The sequence below is a fragment of the Mycobacterium sp. genome, assembly GCF_040509115.1.
Classification (GTDB): Bacteria; Actinomycetota; Actinomycetes; order Mycobacteriales; family Mycobacteriaceae; genus Mycobacterium.
Genome location: NZ_JBEVLO010000444.1, coordinates 1 through 18558 on the forward strand (window position 1 = coordinate 1; position 18558 = coordinate 18558).

At 67.6% G+C, this 18558-nt stretch carries 18 protein-coding genes; 17 read left to right on the forward strand and 1 reads right to left on the reverse strand.

The annotated features are described in order from the left end of the window. The 16 genes from ABW137_RS30545 to mnmA form a co-directional block, all read left to right on the forward strand. The coding region (locus tag ABW137_RS30545) for an extracellular solute-binding protein (RefSeq protein ID WP_526405766.1) at positions 1–1017 on the forward strand (1017 nt) is incomplete at its 5' end. 12 nt (positions 1018–1029) lie between these two features. Beyond that, positions 1030–1986, forward strand: a complete 957-nt coding sequence (locus ABW137_RS30550; RefSeq protein ID WP_526405768.1) for a carbohydrate ABC transporter permease — start codon at positions 1030–1032, stop codon at positions 1984–1986. Between the two features lie 4 nt (positions 1987–1990). Continuing rightward, complete coding sequence (locus tag ABW137_RS30555; protein WP_526405770.1) at positions 1991–2887, forward strand: carbohydrate ABC transporter permease; 897 nt, start codon at positions 1991–1993, stop codon at positions 2885–2887. Next, positions 2887–4008 carry an ABC transporter ATP-binding protein gene (locus tag ABW137_RS30560; RefSeq protein ID WP_526405772.1) on the forward strand — a complete coding sequence of 374 codons (1122 nt, stop codon included), beginning with the start codon at positions 2887–2889 and terminating at the stop codon, positions 4006–4008. Before ABW137_RS30555 ends, ABW137_RS30560 begins: the two co-directional genes overlap by 1 nt. Positions 4009–4055: 47 nt before the next feature. Beyond that, positions 4056–5165 (forward strand): ABC transporter ATP-binding protein, encoded by a 1110-nt coding sequence (locus tag ABW137_RS30565; protein ID WP_526405774.1) that lies wholly within the window; start codon positions 4056–4058, stop codon positions 5163–5165. Next, a complete protein-coding gene (locus ABW137_RS30570) occupies positions 5162–6901 on the forward strand; it encodes a dihydroxyacetone kinase family protein (protein WP_526405776.1) in 1740 nt (579 codons plus the stop codon). Before ABW137_RS30565 ends, ABW137_RS30570 begins: the two co-directional genes overlap by 4 nt. Further along, positions 6901–7365 carry a ribose-5-phosphate isomerase gene (locus ABW137_RS30575; protein ID WP_526405778.1) on the forward strand — a complete coding sequence of 155 codons (465 nt, stop codon included), beginning with the start codon at positions 6901–6903 and terminating at the stop codon, positions 7363–7365. The genes ABW137_RS30570 and ABW137_RS30575 overlap by 1 nt, the downstream gene beginning before the upstream one ends. Positions 7366–7447: 82 nt before the next feature. Beyond that, positions 7448–8188, forward strand: coding sequence for a GNAT family N-acetyltransferase (locus tag ABW137_RS30580; RefSeq protein ID WP_526405780.1), 741 nt, complete (start codon positions 7448–7450; stop codon positions 8186–8188). Positions 8189–8284: 96 nt separating this feature from the next. After that, entirely contained in the window at positions 8285–9262 is a 978-nt protein-coding gene (locus ABW137_RS30585; RefSeq protein ID WP_526405797.1) for an amino acid ABC transporter permease, read from the forward strand. Beyond that, the gene (locus tag ABW137_RS30590; RefSeq protein WP_526405782.1) at positions 9259–10056 is read left to right on the forward strand and encodes an amino acid ABC transporter ATP-binding protein; all 798 of its coding nucleotides are present in this window, start codon (positions 9259–9261) and stop codon (positions 10054–10056) included. The genes ABW137_RS30585 and ABW137_RS30590 overlap by 4 nt, the downstream gene beginning before the upstream one ends. 67 nt (positions 10057–10123) lie before the next feature. Continuing rightward, positions 10124–11101, forward strand: a complete 978-nt coding sequence (locus ABW137_RS30595) for an ABC transporter substrate-binding protein (protein ID WP_526405799.1) — start codon at positions 10124–10126, stop codon at positions 11099–11101. Positions 11102–11316: 215 nt separating this feature from the next. Continuing rightward, complete coding sequence (locus tag ABW137_RS30600) at positions 11317–12669, forward strand: hypothetical protein (protein WP_526405784.1); 1353 nt, start codon at positions 11317–11319, stop codon at positions 12667–12669. Between the two features lie 96 nt (positions 12670–12765). Then, entirely contained in the window at positions 12766–13590 is an 825-nt protein-coding gene (locus ABW137_RS30605; RefSeq protein ID WP_526405786.1) for a GNAT family N-acyltransferase, read from the forward strand. Further along, positions 13587–14462 carry a lysophospholipid acyltransferase family protein gene (locus tag ABW137_RS30610; RefSeq protein WP_526405788.1) on the forward strand — a complete coding sequence of 292 codons (876 nt, stop codon included), beginning with the start codon at positions 13587–13589 and terminating at the stop codon, positions 14460–14462. Before ABW137_RS30605 ends, ABW137_RS30610 begins: the two co-directional genes overlap by 4 nt. Positions 14463–14495: 33 nt before the next feature. Then, the gene (locus tag ABW137_RS30615; protein ID WP_526405790.1) at positions 14496–15683 is read left to right on the forward strand and encodes a cysteine desulfurase family protein; all 1188 of its coding nucleotides are present in this window, start codon (positions 14496–14498) and stop codon (positions 15681–15683) included. Then, positions 15683–16750, forward strand: coding sequence for a tRNA 2-thiouridine(34) synthase MnmA (gene mnmA / locus ABW137_RS30620; protein ID WP_526405792.1), 1068 nt, complete (start codon positions 15683–15685; stop codon positions 16748–16750). The genes ABW137_RS30615 and mnmA overlap by 1 nt, the downstream gene beginning before the upstream one ends. On the opposite strand, the gene ABW137_RS30625 is transcribed toward mnmA, so the two are convergent. Continuing rightward, positions 16747–17385: a sensor domain-containing protein gene (locus ABW137_RS30625; protein ID WP_526405794.1), complete on the reverse strand. Its 639-nt coding sequence runs from the start codon at positions 17383–17385 to the stop codon at positions 16747–16749. The two genes, mnmA and ABW137_RS30625, sit on opposite strands and share 4 nt — an antisense overlap. Positions 17386–17431: 46 nt before the next feature. Here ABW137_RS30625 and ABW137_RS30630 point away from each other — a divergent pair, with 46 nt between their 5' ends. Further along, the gene (locus ABW137_RS30630) at positions 17432–18442 is read left to right on the forward strand and encodes a uroporphyrinogen decarboxylase/cobalamine-independent methonine synthase family protein (protein WP_526405796.1); all 1011 of its coding nucleotides are present in this window, start codon (positions 17432–17434) and stop codon (positions 18440–18442) included. Positions 18443–18558 lie beyond the last annotated feature (116 nt).

Sequence of the window (18558 nt, forward strand, 5' to 3'; positions counted from 1 at the left end):
GTCGAAGACCTGGGGCCGTGGCTGGAGAACACCTCGGCCACCAGCGCCGAGTACGACTTCGAGGACATCTTCGAGGGCCTGCGCACCTCGACCCGCTGGGACTTCACGCTTGGCAACCCACACGGGACCGGCGGTCAATGGGCCATTCCGTGGGGTTTCGAGAACACCGTGGTCGCCTACAACAAGCGGATCTTCGACGAGAAGGGCATCACCAAACTGCCCGATAACCTCGACGATTTCATCCAGCTGGCGATCGACCTGACCGACCGTCCGAACAACCAGTACGGCCTGTCGACCCGCGGATCGAAATCCTGGGCGACGATCCACCCCGGCTTCATGACGCAGTACACCCGCCAGGGTGCGGTGGACTACACGTTCAACGGTTCGGAGCTGATCGCGGAGATGGACAGCGACGAGGCCATCGACTTCACGAAGAAGTGGATCCAATTGCAGCACGACGCCGGCCCGACGTCGTGGACCACGTACGACTATCCCAACGCCACAGGTGATCTCGGTGACGGCAAGGCGATGATGGTGTTCGACGCCGACAGTGCGACCTACCCCAAGAACAAGCCGGGAGCCAGCAAGGAGGCGGGCAACATCGCCTGGTACGCCGGTCCCGCCGGGCCCGACGGCAACTATAAGACCAACCTGTGGACGTGGAGCTGGGCCATGAGCGCCAACTCGCGAAACAAACTGCCCGCATGGCTGTTCATGCAGTGGGCCACCGGCAAGGACGCGATGAACAAGGCCGTCGAGGGCGGCACCTACGCCGATCCGGTGCGTCAATCGGTGTTCGACAGCACCTTCAAGCGCGTCGCAGCCGACCAGTTCGGCTATCTCGAAGCGTTCGAGACCGTCATCGGGGAATCCAAGATCCAGTTCACACCTCAGAAGAAGTTCTTCGACACCACGCAGAACTGGGCCGTGGCCCTGCAGGACATCTACGGCGGAGACGACGCGGCATCCCGGTTGCGAAGTCTTGCCAAGACCAACACCTCCAAGGTCAACCTCTAGGAGCCGTGGCACATGACAACTCAGACCCCCAAGGCGCCGGCGACCTCGTCGGAACAGCCTGCCACGGCGCGCAATCAGAAACTGCCGGAGGTACCGAGCTGGCGGCGCAAGCTGAGGCCGTATCTGCTCTCGGTTCCTGCCGTCGTGATCGTGATCGGAATCCTGTACCCGTTCGCGGTCGGTGCGTACTACGCATTCCTCAACTACGCCGCGGTCAACCCCGACCCGCACTTCGTCTGGTTCCAGAACTTCGGATCGGTTCTCGGCGACCAGGTGTTCTGGAAGAGCGTCCAGGTCACGGTGACCTTCTCGCTGCTCGCCACCGTGATCGAGACGGTGCTCGGCGTCGGCCTCGCGCTGCTGCTGAACCGGTCATCGATCATCGGCAAGATCTTCGAGAAGGTGTTGATCCTGCCGCTGATGATCGCCCCCGTGATCGCGGGCGTGATCTGGAAGTTGATGTTCAACCCCCAGTTCGGCATCCTCAACCACGTTCTGGGACTGGGCAACACATTCGACTGGCTATCGGCGGGCAACGCGCTGTTCTCGGTGATCCTGGTCGACGTCTGGATCTTCACGCCGTTCGTGGCGATCCTGGTGCTCGCGGGGATCAGGTCGCTGCCAAGGGAGCCCTTCGAGGCCTCCGAGGTGGACGGCGCCAGTTGGTTCTTCATGTTCCGCAAGCTCATGCTGCCGATGCTTTGGCCCTACATCCTGGTCGCCGTCATCTTCCGGTTCATGGACAACCTCAAGGTGTTCGACCACATCTACGTGCTGACGGCGGGCGGGCCCGGTGTCGCCACCCGCACCCTGCAGATCGGGGCGTTCGAGGACTCGATCATCAACCTCGACTACTCACGCGGCAGCACCTACATGCTGCTGCTGTGGATCATCGTGTTCATCACCGCGCGCTATCTGGTGAGCGTGCTCGGCAAGGCGCAGCGTCGTGCTGCCGGAGCGGAGTCCTAGAGCCATGGCTGCTTCCTTCAAGAGAATCGCCGTACGTCGCAGCGAACTGCTGCCCGGCCAGAAGCGGCTGTCCCTCGGCTCGGTGGCCGCCGACATCGGACTGGTGTTCTGGTTCGTCTTCTCGCTGTTCCCGATCTTCTGGATGCTGATGCTGGCACTGAAGAACGCCGAAGAGCAGACCACCACGTACTTCTCGTTCAGTCCGACGTGGTCGAACTTTGCGACGGTGTTGTCCGACAAGGGCACTCAGATGACCAGCGTCGACTTCAAGGCGTCGCTGCTGACCAGCCTGCTCAACTGCGGCGGCGCGGTGATCGTGTCGCTGGTGATCGGCATCCCCGCGGCGTACGCGGCGGGGCGCTGGCAGTACAAGGGCTCCAACGACCTGATGTTTCAGATGCTGTCGTTCCGGTTCGCGCCCGAGCTGATGGTGATCGTCCCGCTGTTCGTGATCTACAACCAGATCGGCCTGTTCGACACCAAGGTCGGCATGATCTGGGTGCTGCAGCTGGTCACGATGCCGCTCGTGGTGTGGATCCTGCGGTCTTACTTCCAGGATCTTCCCGAGGATCTGGAGCAAGCCGCGCTGCTCGACGGATACACGCGGACAAGGGCATTCGTCATGGTGGCACTGCCCATCGTGCGACCGGGCATCGCCGCGGCGGCGCTGCTCGCGTTCATCTTCGCCTGGAACAACTACGTGTTCCCGCTCATCCTGGCCGACAGCAATGCCGGCACCGTCACCGTCGCCATCACCAAGTTCCTCGGCGGCGGCGGCCAGGCGTACTACAACCTCACGGCAGCGGCGGCGCTCATCGCCGCGTTGCCTCCACTGATCCTCGCGCTGACCATTCAGCGGTACCTGGTGCGGGGCCTGTCGTTTGGGGCGGTGAAGGCCTGATGGCGAACATCTCGGTCAAGGATCTCAAGAAGACCTTCGGCAAGACGGTGGCGGTGAACGGCGTCAGCGTCGACATCGCCGACGGCGAGTTCTTCGTCATCCTGGGCCCCAGCGGCGCAGGCAAGACGACGACGCTGAAGTCCATTGCGGGGCTGGTGGACATCGACGCGGGGACGGTGAGCATCGGCGGTACCGACATGACGATGGTCGAGCCGTACCACCGCAACGTCGCGATGGCGTTCGAGAGCTACGCGCTGTACCCGCAGAAGACGGTCAGCGACAACTTGGCGTCCCCGTTGAAATCCGGTCGCACCGGCAAGTACACGCAGGCGCAGCAGACCGAGCGCATCGACCAGGTGACCAAGACTCTGGGAATCAACCACCTGCTCAAGCGCTTTCCTCGGGAGTTGTCCAACGGCCAGCGTCAGCGCGTCGCTCTGGGCCGGGTGTTGGTCAGGCCCGCCGACGTGTACCTGCTCGACGAGCCACTCAGTCACCTCGACGCGAAGCTTCGGGCCCAGATGCGGGCCGAGCTCAAGCAGCTCGGCGCGATGAGCAATACGACCACCATCTACGTCACCCACGACTATCAGGAGGCACTCGCGCTCGGTGACCGGATCGGGGTGATGCGGGCGGGCACGTTGGTCCAGATCGGCACGCCCGACGAGATCTGGCGCACGCCGGCCGACACGTTCGTCGCCAAGGCGTTGGGCCAACCGGAGATCAACGTCCTCGACGGGGTCGTCGACGACGGTCGGATCAAACTGGCTGATGGCTCGCTGGACGTCGCCGTCCCGGCCGACGCCAAGGTTGCCCGTGGTGATCGAGTACGGGTTGGGTTGCGTCCCTCCGACATTCACGTTACTAGCGGCGAAGGATCGTTGCGCGGCCGAGTCTTGCTGGCAGAGCGCCTTGGTCGCAACATCGAGCTGACCGTCGACGTGGGCGGTGCACAGATGATCGTGCTGACCTCGGGTCGCCACGGTGTCGGTGAGGGTGACGACGTGACCATGAAGATCGCCGACTCCGACGTCCACGTCTTCGCCGCGGGTTCCGAACCCGGTGACGACACCGAGCGGCTCACCCAGCAGTCCGACAAGAGCCTGGAGGCAGCCCAATGACGAATTCCCCTGGTCGCTCCGCTCCAGCCTCCGGCGGGAGCGCGACGATGGACGCCGAGAAGACCACTACCGCTCAGAGCCTCACACTGACCGACCTGGTGAAGACCTACGCGGCAAGCGGCAGGGAGAGCGTCACCGCGGTCAAGGGCATCGACCTGGCGATCGAGCCGGGTGAGCTCGTCGCCCTGCTCGGCCCCTCCGGCTGCGGCAAGACCACGACCCTGCGCATGATCGCGGGACTGGAGACGGTGACCAGCGGCTCGATCCGCATCGGTGACCGGGAGATCTCGCAGCTGCCCGCCGCCAAGCGGGGGATTGGCGTCGGTTTCGAGAGTTACGCGCTGTACCCGCCGATGTCGGTGCGCGAGAACCTCCTCTACGGATTGAAGGCGCGCAAGGTCAAGGGCGCCGAGCAGATGGTGTCGTCGATCAGCAGCAGGCTCGAGATGGACGAGTTGATGGAGCTGCGCCCCGCGGGGCTGTCGAGTGGTCAGAAGCAGCGCGTCGCGCTGGCACGCGCGTTGGTCCGCAACCCACCGGTGCTCCTGCTCGACGAGCCCCTCAGCCACCTCGACGCCTCGGCGCGCCAACGCGTGCGACGCGAACTGAAGGTCCTGCAGCGCGAATTCGGCTACACCACCATCGTGGTCACCCATGACCAGGTCGAGGCGTTGTCGCTGGCCGACCGGCTCGCCGTGATGGACGCGGGCGTGGTCCAGCAGTTCGGCACACCCGACGAGGTGTTCGACGACCCGGCGAACCTCTTCGTCGCGCAGTTCGTCGGCGAGCCGCAGATCAACGTGCTGCACGGCGTCGCCAAGACCGAAGGTGGCCGCACCCGCGTCGAGATCGGTTCTGGCGCAGGCGGTCTGGACACCACCGTGACCGATGTCGCCGACGGCACGAAGGTCACCGTCGGGATCCGCCCGCAGGACTGCGTGATGTCCGACGGGGCCGGGATCCAGACCACCGTCGCGTACTTCGAGCACCTCCTGGAGTTCGGACTCGCCACCAGCACGGTGGCCGGGATCGAGGAGGGAATCGTCGTACAGACGCCTGCCGAGGAGAGTTACGAGCCCGAGCAGAAGGTGGTCGTCAGCGCGCCGCCCGAGCGGGTGTACCTTTTCGACACCGACACGGGAGAGCGATTGCGATGACGAAGCTGTTCAACGACCCCGCCCGGTTCACCGAGGACATGCTTGCTGGATTCCTCGATGCCAACGCGTCCTACGTCACCGGAGTGCCTGGCGGCGTGGTCCGCGCGCACGAGACCCCGCCGGGCAAGGTCGCGGTCGTCATCGGCGGCGGGTCCGGGCACTACCCGGCCTTCTGCGGGACCGTCGGACCCGGTTTCGCCGACGGCGCCGTGGTGGGCAACATCTTCACCTCGCCGTCCGCCGAGGAGGCAGCCTCCGTGGCCCGCGCCGCGCACGGCGACGCAGGCGTGTTGCTCACCACGGGCAACTACGCGGGCGACGTGATGAACTTCGGTCTCGCCGTCACCCAGTTGCGCAGCGAGGGCATCGACGCCCACTACTTCGCCGTCACCGACGACGTCGCCAGCGCGCCGAAGGGCGAGGAGACCAAGCGTCGCGGCATCGCAGGCGACTTCACGGTCTTCAAGTGCGCCAGCGCGGCAGCCGAGGACGGGCTGGACCTTGCGGGCGTGATCCGCGTCGCTGAGGCCTCCAACGCCGCCACCAGGACCCTCGGCGTGGCGTTCGACGGGTGCACGCTGCCCGGCGCGGACCATCCGCTGTTCACCGTCCCCGAAGGCCAGATGGGCGTCGGGCTCGGCATCCACGGCGAGCCGGGCGTGCGCGACGAGCCGATGCCGTCCGCGGAGGACCTCGCCGTCACCCTCGTCGACGGTGTGCTCGGCGACCGCGATGATGTCGACTCGCAACGAATCGCGGTGATACTCAACGGACTTGGCCGCACCAAGTACGAGGAACTGTTCGTCGTGTGGGCCACGGTGTCCCGGTTGCTCCGGGAACGCGGCTACGTCGTCGTCGAGCCAGAGGTTGGCGAGCTGGTGACGAGCCTGGACATGGCGGGTTGTTCGCTGACCATCATGTGGCTGGACGAGGAGCTCGAAAAGTACTGGACCGCACCGGCGGACTCGCCCGCCTACCGCAAGGGTGCCTCGGCGGCCCACGCCGAGGGCGGACTGCGTACCGATACCGCCGGCGACGCAGCAGTCGACGCGCCGCCGCTGTCCGAGCTGTCCGACGACGACGGTCGAGCCTGCGGTCAAGTCATCGCGCGCGCCATCTCTGCGATCGCAGGCATGCTCGCCGACAACGAGGACGAGCTGGGCCGGATCGACGCGGTGGCCGGTGACGGCGACCACGGTCGCGGCATGGTCAAGGGATCCTCCGCCGCGCGGGCGGCGGTCGAGAAGGCCGTCGAGGACGGCGCCGGGTCGGCGTCCGTGCTCGCCGCGGCGGGCAAGGAATGGGCCGCCAAGGCAGGTGGCACGTCCGGCGTGCTGTGGGGTGCGCTGCTGACCGCGCTCGGCGCGCGGCTCGGCGACACCGGCACCCCCGACTCCGCCACCGTCGCCGCCGGAATGCGCGACGGCTACGACGCGCTGATTCAGCTGGGTGGCGCATCACCGGGCGACAAGACGATGCTCGACGCGATGCTGCCGTTCGTCGAGGAACTGGAGCGTAGGGTCGGCGACGGTGAGGCGTGGCGCGACGCGTGGCAGGCGGCCGCCGACGTGGCCACCGCAGCCGCCACCGCGACGGCGGACATGCGGCCCAAGGTCGGACGGGCCCGCCCGCTGGCCGAGCGCAGCATCGGCACCCCCGACGCGGGCGCGACATCACTGGCGATGTGCGCGCACACCGTCGCCGACAGCTTCGCCGCAACAGCAAAGGGAGAATGATGACAGGCTTGAGAATCGTCGTCGGGTCCGACGACGCAGGCTACGAATACAAGGAAGCCCTCAAGGGCGATCTGCAGGCCGACGCCCGCGTGGCCGAGGTCACGGACGTCGGCGTGGGATCCGACGAGAGCACCGCCTACCCGCACGTCGCCGTCGCGGCCGCCCGTCTGGTCGCCGAGGGCAAGGCCGACCGCGCACTGTTGGTGTGCGGCACGGGTCTCGGGGTGGCGATCAGCGCCAACAAGGTGCCCGGCGTTCGTGCCGTCACCGCACACGACGGCTTCTCGGTGGAGCGCTCGGTGCTGTCGAACAACGCCCAGGTGCTCTGCTTCGGGCAGCGGGTGATCGGCCTCGAGCTGGCGCGCCGCCTTGCGCGGGAGTGGTTGAGCTACGAGTTCGACCCGAACAGCGCATCGGCCGAGAAGGTGGATGCGATCTGTGGGTACGAGTCCGTCGCCACCTGATCCGAGGGCACACGACTGCGCTGACACACTCAGGGTGAGCCAAAGGATGGATGCGCGCAGTCGACGTTTCTAGCGTGGAGACGTGCGATGCGAGGAGTTTCGATCGACGACCGCAACCGTCTCGACGCGCGGGGATGCGGTCCATCCGCTGGATGATCCGATTCGGTCCTCGCTGCGGGGCGCCCATGCCGCGTTCGCGTCCTGGTCCGGCCGCATCGGCCGGTACGACGAGCAGGTCGCAGGGTTCGTAGGCCACCCACCGGAATTCGACGACCGGGACTGGGCCGATCTCGCCGCGTTGATGGGGCCATCGGCCGAGGTGTCGCTGCGCGGCGCCCACCAGCCGCCGGACGGCTGGCAGGTGCTCGGACGGCTCGGGTCCGTCCAGCTGGAGGGGTCGGCCTTCGAGGTGGCTCCCGATCCGGAGGCCGTCGTGCTCGGCGACGCGGACGTGCCGCGCATGCTGGATCTCGTCGCCAGGACGGCGCCGGGGCCGTTCCGCGTGCGGACCATCGAGATGGGCACGTATCTCGGCCTCCTCGATGGTGGGCGGCTGATTGCACTTGCTGGTGAGCGGATGCATCCCGCGGGCTGGACCGAGATCAGCGCCGTCTGCACCGACCCCCGATTCCGCAAGCGCGGGCTCAGCACCCGGCTGGTCCGCGCGGTGGGACACGGCATCCGGGCGCGAGGGGAGGTTCCCTTCCTGCACGCCAGGGCGGACAACGTGGGGGCGATCCGCCTCTACCAGGCGCTGGGTTTCAGACTGCGAAAGCGGTCGGTGCTCACGACGGTGCGAACCCCGCCCCGCCGAATCGCGTGACGGGCTCCTTTAATCGCGGTGGTTTCAAATCTCCCCGGGCAGACCGGGTGTCGCTACGTTTCGTCTGTGCCTGTGCGATCGAAGGGGCGAGCCGACGTGCCCGCCGCGGCCCCACCACCTGGTGCGACGTCTCGGGCAGCTGACACAGCGCCCCACGACGACGATCTCGCGGAGCACCTGACCGTCGCGCGTACCTGGCACCCATGGCGCTGGGTGATCAGCGTCGTCACCCTGGTGTTCGTCGCCCAGTTCGTGCATGGCCTGGCGACCAACGCCGGTTGGGACTGGGCCACCTTCGCCCAGTACTTCACGGCGAAGTCGGTCATGGCGGCACTGTGGCTGACGATCCAGTTGACGTTCTGGGGCACCTTGATCGGCTTCGCGCTCGGGATCGGTCTTGCGGCGGCTCGGCTGTCGAAGAATCCAGTGCTACAGGTGATCTCGTGGTTCTACGTCTGGGCGTTCCGGTCCATTCCCCTCATCGTGCAGCTGCTGTTCTGGTTCAACATCGCCTACCTGTACAAGACCTTGACCGTCGGCATTCCGTTCGGGCCCGCATTCTTCGCGTTCGACGTCAACGACGTGATCAGCGGTCCGATGGCGGCGATCATCGGCCTGGCGTTGCACCAGGCCGCCTACTCGGCCGAGATCGTCAGGGCAGGCATCATCTCCGTCGACCAGGGGCAGCTCGAAGCGGCTGCCGCACTGGGCATTCCGAAGCGTCGGGAGTTCTTCAAGATCGTACTGCCGCAGGCGATGCGTGGAATCCTGCCCAATGCCGCCAACGAGGTGATCTCGCTGTTCAAGGGCACGTCGATCGTGTCCGTGATGGCGATTGCCGAGCTGTTCTATCAGGTGCAGGTGATCTATGGCCGCAGCGGGCGCGTCGTGCCACTGCTGATGGTGGCCACCGTCTGGTACATCATCCTGACCTCGCTGCTGTCGATCGTGCAGTTCTACGTGGAGCGTCACTACGCGAAGGGGGCGTTGCGGACGGTTCCGCTGACGCCCATCCAACAGATTCGCAAGAAGGTTGCGGCGCTTGCGCTCTCACCACGCGGAGCGACGAGATGACCGCGCCACCGGCGACCTCGGCCATCGAACACTCCCGGTACGCCGTCGAGCTCAGAGGCGTGCGCAAGTCCTACGGTGCACTCGAAGTGCTCAAGGGCGTCGACCTGACCGTGCGACCGGGTGAGGTGACGGCGATCCTGGGACCATCGGGCTCGGGAAAGTCGACGCTGCTGCGCGTCATCAACCACCTGGAGAAGGTCGATGCCGGTCTGGTGACGGTCGACGGCGAACTCGTCGGCTACCGGCGCAAGGGCCGACGGCTGCACGAGCTCAAACCGCGTGAGATCCTTCGGCAGCGTTCGCAGATCGGGTTCGTCTTCCAAGACTTCAATCTCTTCCCCCACCTGACCGTCCTGCAGAACGTCGTCGAGGCACCCGTCTCGGCCCAGAAGCGCAGCCGTCGCGACGTCGAGGCCGAAGCGCATGAACTGCTCGCGCGCGTCGGCGTGGGGGACAAGGCGCACGACTACCCCCGCCGGCTGTCCGGTGGGCAGCAGCAGCGTGTCGCCATCGCCCGGGCGCTTGCCCTGCGTCCCAAGGTGATCCTCTTCGACGAGCCCACCTCGGCACTGGACCCCGAACTCGTCAACGAGGTGCTCGAGGTCATCCGTCAACTCGCCGAGGACGGGGCGACCCTCGTCATCGTCACCCACGAGGTCGGATTCGCGCGCGAGGTCGCCGACACCGTCGTCTTTATGGACGGCGGACTGGTGGTCGAGCGGGGGTCACCGGCCGAGGTCTTCGACAACGCCGCACACGCCAGAACGAAGGAGTTCCTGTCCCATGTCCTTTGACGGCCGTCCTCAATTCCGAAAAGGCACGGGGGTGTCGCCGGGCATGTCAATGAGCATGTCGATGGGCATGTCGATGTCCAGACGACGTCGCAAAGTGCTGGCCACCTTGGCCCCATTGGCCGTCGTCGCGACGCTACTCACGGCCTGCAGCGAGCCCACCGTGGACAACACCCTGACCGCGGACAACGGTCAGACGTTCGATCTGTCCCCCGAGCAGAGCGGCAGGATTCACACCGACAAGGTGGACGCCATCGCGGCCCTTGTTCCACAGGCGATCCGCGACCGCGGCACGCTGCGGGTCACCGGCACCACGAATTCGACACCGCCCCTTGCCTTCTACGCCACCGACAACTCCACGATCGTCGGTAGCGAGGTCGACGTCGCCGAACTGGTGGCTGACGTCCTCGGACTCCAGATTCAATACTCGAATGCCGACTGGGCGCAGAACTTCGTGAAGATCGACTCCGGTGAGGTTGACGCGTTCATCTCCAACGTGACGGTCACCGAGGAGCGCAAGGAGAAGTACGACTTCGCCACCTACCGGCTGGACAACCTCGCGTTGGAGGCGCCGGCGGATTCCGACTGGGCCTACACGGGCCGCAAGGACATCGCAGGCAAGCGGATCGGCGTCTCCTCGGGCACCAACCAGGAGCAGCTGCTGGTCGACTGGAACGCCCAGAACGTCGCCGACGGTCTGCAACCGGCGGAGATCGTGTACTACCAGAACCCCTCCGACTACTACCTGGCGTTGGCCTCCAAGCGGATCGACGGCTATCTGGGACCGAACCCGTCTGCGGTCTATCACTCGGCCAGCGCCAAGGAAACGAAGATCCTCGCCACGTACTCCGGTGCCGGTGATGCGCTGCAGGGCGAGATCGCCGTCCTGACCAAGAAGGACAACGGGTTGATCAAGGCCGTCAACGAGGCGCTGAATCACACGATTGAGAACGGTTCCTATCAGCAGGTTCTGGACAGGTGGGGTCTCGGCGCCGAGGCGGTGCAGTCCTCGCAGGTCAATCCGCCCGGTCTGCCCAAGACGACGTGACGGACGGGTCGCGGTGGTCGCCTGGCCGGTGCACGTGCGTAGGCGCCACCGCACCAACGTCGAAGTGCTCACCGGCTGATCATCCGCGTACCGTCGCGTAGGCTATTTGCTGCCTGTCCTCAATGCTTCTGCTCCGGGTGGAAATCGCATTAACTGGCGGCAAACTGGACAACCGCGTGGTCAAGTGAAGCGCTAGCTGGTGAGAGGAGATCACCATGTCGGCTGGTGCGCGCAGCTTCGCAGGCGCCTGTGTGATCTTCTCCGGACTGCTGATCGCCGGCGCGGGCGGCGGGATCGCCTCGGCCGACGTCGACTCCAGCGCCAGTGCAGGCCAAACCCAGGATGGTGGCGGCCCGAGCGCATCCGGCGGATCGAACAATTCGACGGCGGACTCACTGAACCGGGCCGTACAGAACGCAGCCAACGGCGTGGTGTCGGCGGCTCAGGGGATTGCGAACACGGTGGGGTCACTCGCCGGCGCCGCGCAGCGACCCGGGGCGTCGAGCCACCACCAATCGATACTGCCCAGGTTTCCGCTGACGACGTTCGGCGGCACGCCGACCGCGCACGGCAGCACCCGCCCAGAAGCCGTCCCGGAGTCGACGCCGCTCACCGATGACGACAAGCTGCCGCAATCGGCCGTCGACCCGCAGGCCGCCCCGGTAGACGGGCCTGCCGTCACCCCGCCTGCCGTCACGCCGCCTGCCGTCACCCCGCCTGCCGTCAACCCGCCCGCGCACCCGCTGGCCGCGGTCACCACCAACATCGTGACGCCGGCATCCAACGTCGCCACGGCACTGACCAGTGCCGTCGTCTCGGTTCCCGGTGTCGTCGCCTCGCTTCCCGGCTCCACGGCACCGGTCGCCGACATCATCTCCTCGCTGCAAACCACCATCACCTCCGTCGCCGACGCGGCCGCCCCGCTTGCGCAGGTGCCGTCCGATCTGTCCGCACTGTTCGGCCTCGACGCGACGCCTGCCCCCACCCCAACCCAGGGCGGCGCAGGCACCGATCGACGACCGATTCACACCGCCGCGGCGGCACCGTCGGTCGTCCTTCCGCAGACCTCCGCGCTGTCCCAGCTGCTGCTGCCGACGGCAGGCGGCGAAGGCGTCACGGCGCCCGGCGACGTCGTCGCTGCCACCGCACCTCCCGGCGGTCAGCAGACGACGCTGCCCACCGACCACGGGGAATCCACCAGCGCGGCGCCTGCCGCCAACGGCGACGCCGCAGGCGGCGTGCTGACGACCGTCGAGAAGGTGGTCGGCGCATTCGTGGCGTCGGTATCGGTGCTGGCGGTCCTCGCCCTCGCCCTGCCCGGCGTCGGTGGGCTGCTGCTCACCTGGGCCGTGGGAATCCGGCTCGGATACCGCCAGGCGAAGGCAGCCGCCGCACTGCCGTCGCTCGCCGCGGCGCGGTTCGTCGGCTCGGGACCCATCGGCGCGGTCCGTTCGGGTTCACAGGTGGCACTGGGCTCCCGCAGCGCACGCGCCCGGCGAAGCGCGGCCACTCAACCGGCGCCGATTGCGGGCGTCTTCCCCATCGAGTCCGGCAACCGGGTCGCCTAGCCTCATCGGCTGCACCACCAAGTCGTCACCTGGCGTGCACGGACACGTCACGCTGTGATTGCCGACGCGCTGTCCGGCTGAAGCACCGTGCTGGCTATGAGCACTGCTTCTGTACTCATCGCCGCTGATCAACCCGCCTCGTCGGTCGACACGCCGCGCTACACGCTGCTGCTGTCCACCGACGCCGATCTCATCGACGCCGCCCAGCGTCTTCGCTACCAGGTCTTCACGTCCGAGCCGGGCTTCGAGCTAAGGGACGACCACTCGGACGGCCGGGATGCCGACCGATTCGACGAATTCTGCGACCACCTCCTGGTTCGCGAGGATCAGTCCGGCGAACTCGTCGGCTGCTATCGGATGCTCCCGCCGCCCGGCGCGATCGCCGCGGGCGGGCTCTACAGCGCGACCGAATTCGACGTCACCGAACTCGACGCCCTTCGGCCATCACTCGTCGAGATGGGCCGTGCGGTCGTGCGCGAGGACCACCGCCACGGCGGCGTCGTGCTCCTGATGTGGGCGGGAATCCTGGCGTATCTCGATCGCTGCGGCTACGACTACGTGACCGGGTGCGTGTCGGTTCCACTCCAGGGCACACCGACCGAGACGCCTGGCGCCCAGATCCGCGCCGTCCGCGACTTCGTGCGGCGCAGGCACGCCTCCGAGTACACGGTGTACCCGCACCGACCGGTCGTGCTCAACGGCAAGGGACTCGACCACATCGCGCCGCCCAGCCGCGTCACCGTGCCACCCCTGATGCGGGGCTACCTGCGCCTGGGTGCCGAGGTGTGCGGAGAGCCCGCCCACGACCCGGACTTCGGCGTCGGTGACTTCCCCGCGCTGCTCGACAAGCGCAGGGCCGACGTCAGATACCTCCACCGGCTCCGCTCGGTGTCGCAGACGGCCGATGGGACGGCTCGATGAGTAGCCACTCGCTGACGGAGAGCCCCTGGCTGCCGCGGGCGTCGTGCGACTCGACGTGCGTGCGCACCGACGCCGCCCACGGCTGGCGGCGGGCCACTAGGGCGCTTCGCACCGGCGTGCGGGTCATGTGCGCGCTGGTCGTGCTGCCCACCGCGGCGCTGTTGGCACTGCCGATGCCAGGCAAGCCGAGGGCCCAGCGAATCTACTGCCGATTGATGCTTCGCTGCCTCGGCGTGCGGATCACCACGTCCGGCGGACCGATCCGCAACCTGCGCGGCGTGCTCGTCGTCAGCGGACACGTGTCGTGGGTCGACATCTTCGTCATCGGGGCGGTGCTCCCCGGCTCGTTCGTCGCCAGGGCGGACCTGATCGAGTGGCCCGCGCTGGGCGTCCTCGCCCGACTGATGCGGGTCATCCCCATCGAGCGGGCCAGTTTGCGCAGGCTGCCCGACGTGGTGCGCGCCGTCGCCGACCGACTGTCGGCCGGGCAGACCGTGGTGGCCTTCCCCGAGGGCACCACGTGGTGTGGCCTCGGCTACGGCCGCTTTCGGCCCGCGATGTTCCAGGGCGCCGTCGACGCGGGGCGGCCGGTGCAGCCGCTGCGGCTGACCTACCGCCACCGGGACGGGGCGCCGTCGACGGTGCCCGCCTTCATCGGCGACGACTCGTTGTTGGAGTCGGTGCGACGGGTCATCACCGCCCGGCGAACGATATGTCACGTACAGGTCCTTTCGCTGCAGCTGCCCGGCGACGATCGCCGTGATCTGGCGGTCCGTTGCGAGGCTGCCGTGCGGGGTACCGAATCGCTCGGACCGGCTCCGCAGCCGACGATTGGAGCTCGTCCCGCACACGGGCACGCGCTGGTCGCCTGACCGCTACCGGCCTGCCGGTATCCTTGACGGGCCATGACCGCCGTCTACCTCGATCACGCCGCCACCACCCCGATGCACCCCGCCGCCATCGAGGCGATGACGGCGGCGCTCGCCACCGTCGGAAACGCGTCGTCGCTGCACACCACCGGGCGAGCGGCCCGCCGCCGGATGGAGGAGGCCCGCGAGACGCTGGCCGGTCTGCTGGGGGCCCGACCGTCGGAGATCATCTTCACCGCGGGGGGCACCGAGAGCGACAACCTGGCCGTCAAGGGCATTTACTGGGCCCGCCGCGATGCGGCGCCGGAGCGACGCAGAATCATCACCACCCGCGTCGAACATCACGCGATTCTCGATGCGGTCGAGTGGCTCGCCGAGCACGAGCACGCCGATGTCACGTGGTTGCCCGTCGGAGCCGACGGAGCCGTGGCGACCAGCGCGCTGCGTGAGGCGCTCCAAGACCATGACGACGTCGCCCTCGTCACCATCATGTGGGCCAACAACGAGGTCGGCACCATCATGCCGATTGCCGAATTGGCTTCGATCGCTTCGGAATTCGACGTGCCGATGCACAGCGACGCCATCCAGGCCGTTGGCCAGCTGCCCGTCGACTTCGCCGCCAGCGGTCTGTCGGCGATGAGCGTTGCCGCGCACAAGTTCGGCGGTCCTACCGGAGTCGGCGCGCTGTTCCTCCGGCGTGACACGGCATGCGTGCCGCTGCTGCACGGCGGAGGACAGGAGCGTGACGTGCGTTCCGGCACACCGGACGTGGCGGCTGCGGTCGCCATGGCCGCCGCCGCGAGGGTCGCGATCGACGGGCTGGACGTCAACCGCGCCAGGGTGTCCGCGTTGCGCGACAAGCTGATCGACGGCGTGCTGTCCTCGATCGACGACGTCTACGTCAACGGCGCCGTTGGCGACGCCCGGTTGCCGGGCAATACACACTTCACATTCCGTGGCTGCGAGGGCGATGCGTTGCTGATGTTGTTGGACGCCAAGGGAATCGAGTGCTCCACCGGTTCGGCGTGCACGGCGGGGGTGGCCCAGCCGTCCCACGTGCTGATCGCGATGGGTGCCGATCCGGCGAGCGCGCGCGGGTCGCTGCGGCTGTCGCTGGGACACACCAGCACCGCCGCCGACGTCGACGCGGCGCTGACGGTGCTGCCAGCGGCCGTCGACCGGGCGCGCCAAGCCGCGCTGGCCAGCGCAGGACACCCGAAGTAATGCGCGTTCTCGTCGCGATGAGCGGCGGCGTCGACTCCTCGGTTGCGGCCGCAAGAATGGTCGATGCCGGCCACGACGTGGTTGGCGTGCACCTGGCCCTGTCGTCGGCGCCGGGAACGTTGCGCACCGGTTCGCGCGGGTGCTGCTCGAAGGAGGATGCGGGGGATGCCCGCCGAGTCGCCGACATCCTGGACATCCCGTTCTACGTGTGGGATTTCGCCGATCGCTTCAAGGACGACGTGATCGACGACTTCGTCGAGTCGTATGCGCGCGGTGAGACACCCAACCCCTGCGTGCGCTGCAACGAGCGGATCAAGTTCTCGGCCCTTTCGGCACGGGCGCTGGCGCTCGGCTTCGATGCGCTGGCCACCGGTCACTATGCGCGGCTCTCCAACGGTCGGCTCCGCCGCGCCGTCGACGGTGACAAGGATCAGTCCTACGTGCTGGGCGTCCTGACCGAACAGCAGCTGGCGACGGCGGTCTTCCCGATCGGGGACACCCCCAAGAGTCAGATCCGCGAGGAGGCCGCCCGACTCGGGTTGGCCGTCGCCGCGAAGCCCGACAGCCACGACATCTGCTTCATCCCCTCAGGTGACACCCGCGCCTTCCTCGGCGCCCGCATCGGAATTCGTCGCGGTGCGGTCGTCGATTCGGCAGGCGCGGTGCTGGCCGAACACGACGGCGTACACGGTTTCACGATCGGCCAGCGCAAGGGTCTTGGCATCGCCGGACCGGGCGCCGATGGCCGCCCGCGCTACGTGACGGCCATCGACGCGGAGAGCGGAACGGTGCGTGTCGGCGACGCCAGCGAGCTCGACGTCTGGAACCTGGTGGGGGAGAAGCCGGTCTTCACGTCGGGTACTGCCCTGCGGGGTCCCATCGAATGCGACGTCCAGGTCCGTGCACACGGCGGTGTGGCTGCCGCGGTCGCAGAAGTCCGCGACGGATTGCTCGTAGCCACGCTGCGCAACCCGATCCGCGGGGTGGCGCCCGGCCAGACGATGGTGCTGTACCGGCAGGATCCCGACGGCGACGAGGTCATCGCCAGCGCGACCATTCGCCGCTAGCCCGGAATGTTGGTCAGCAGGTTGGCCATCACGATGTCAGGCACCGACGCCGGATATGCACAGAACGTGACCTCGACGAGAACGACGGACTTCAGCCGGTAGTCACGTCCGCACTCGGTACTGGTGCGGGTGCGGATGGAATCCGGGGTCGCCGTCCACACCCCGACGTAGCCCGACGTCGACGACCCACACTTGCCGACCTCGGTGGACAGCGTGTCGAACGCTCGCCGGGCCGTTGCGACGTCCCGGTACCCGGCCGCGCCCTGCGAGATCAGCGCCCCCTTGGGCGGATTCTGATAGCTGGTCTTGTGGAATTCCTCGACTTCGCGGCCGAAGGTCCGCGTCTCGGCGAAGATCCAGGCGCACTGCGGTGGGACGCGTTGGGCGAGGGTGTCGATGTCGACCAGCTGCTTGCCGTCCATGGTGGGGATGACCGTCAGATCGTCGCCGCCGCCCGTGATGGCCCGCATCTGGGACTGGTCGAGCAGGACCGGGTCGACGTCGATCGGGGACCGGGAATCGTCATCGATCCCTGGTGGGGCACGCAGCTCGGTGCCCGTCACGGTGTGGGTGCAGGCCACCACCAGCGGTGCCACGCAGAGCGCGACGAGCGCCTTGGCGGCGGTCGTGGTCATGCTCGACGGTAACTCTTCGGTCGAGCAATCGAATACTGTTGGCCGCGTGAGCGTTTTCGCCGCCGCGACCGGCATCGGATCCTGGCCCGGTTCTGCCGCACGTCCGGCCGCGGAAGTGGTGGTCGGGGAGTTGCACCAGCTGACTCATCTGGTGGAACTGCCCGCGCGAGGTGTGGGAGCCGACCTGATCGGCCGCGCGGCCGCCCTCCTCGTCGACATCGGCATCGACACCGTGCCCCGCGGATACCGCGTCGCGCCGGGCCGCAGTTCGGTGGTCCGCAGGGCCACCAGCCTTCTGGACGAGGACGTCGACGCGCTCGAGGAGGCGTGGGAGCGGGCCGGGCTGCGCGGAGGGACGCGCGTCGTGAAGGTGCAGGCGCCGGGCCCCATCACGCTGGCCGCTCATCTGGAGCTCGCCAACGGTCATCGCGCGATCACCGACGCTGGGGCCGTTCGCGACCTGGCTGGCAGCCTCGCCGAGGGTGTCGCCGCGCACCGGGCGACGGTCGCTCGCCGCCTGGACGCGCAGGTAGTGGTGCAGTTCGACGAGCCGTCGCTACCCGCCGCGCTGGCGGGTCGGCTGACCGGCGTGTCGAGTTTCTCACCGGTGCACCCCGTCGACGAGACGTTGGCCCAAAGTCTGCTCGACGAGTGCGTCGCGACCGTCGGCGGCGACGTGTCGCTGCATTGCTGTGCGCCGGATCTGCCATGGAAGACGTTGCACCGCAGTGCTCTTGCGGCGATTTCAGTCGACGTGTCGACCCTGACCGCGGCGGATCTCGATGGCATTGGCGAGTTCGTCGAATCCGGCCGGGTGGTTCAGTTGGGGGTCGTGCCAACGGAGTCGCCTGGTCGACGGCCGTCAATGGAGGAAGTCGCCAAGGCCGCAGCTACGATCACCGATCGGCTCGGCTTTTCGCGGGCGGTATTGCGGGACCGCATCGGTGTTACTCCCGCGTGTGGGCTCGCCGGGGCCTCCCCGACGTGGGCCAGGGCGGCGGTCGAACTCGTACAGAAGGTTGCCGACGCAATCGCCCAAGACCCCGACGCAGCGTAGGGTTGCCTACAGCACCCATCCGGTCAGGGAGGACCGTGGATCGATCGTTCGTATGCAGTGTGGCGGGTGCCGGCGCCACCGTTGCCATTCTGTTGGCAGGCGGCCCCGGCCTCGCC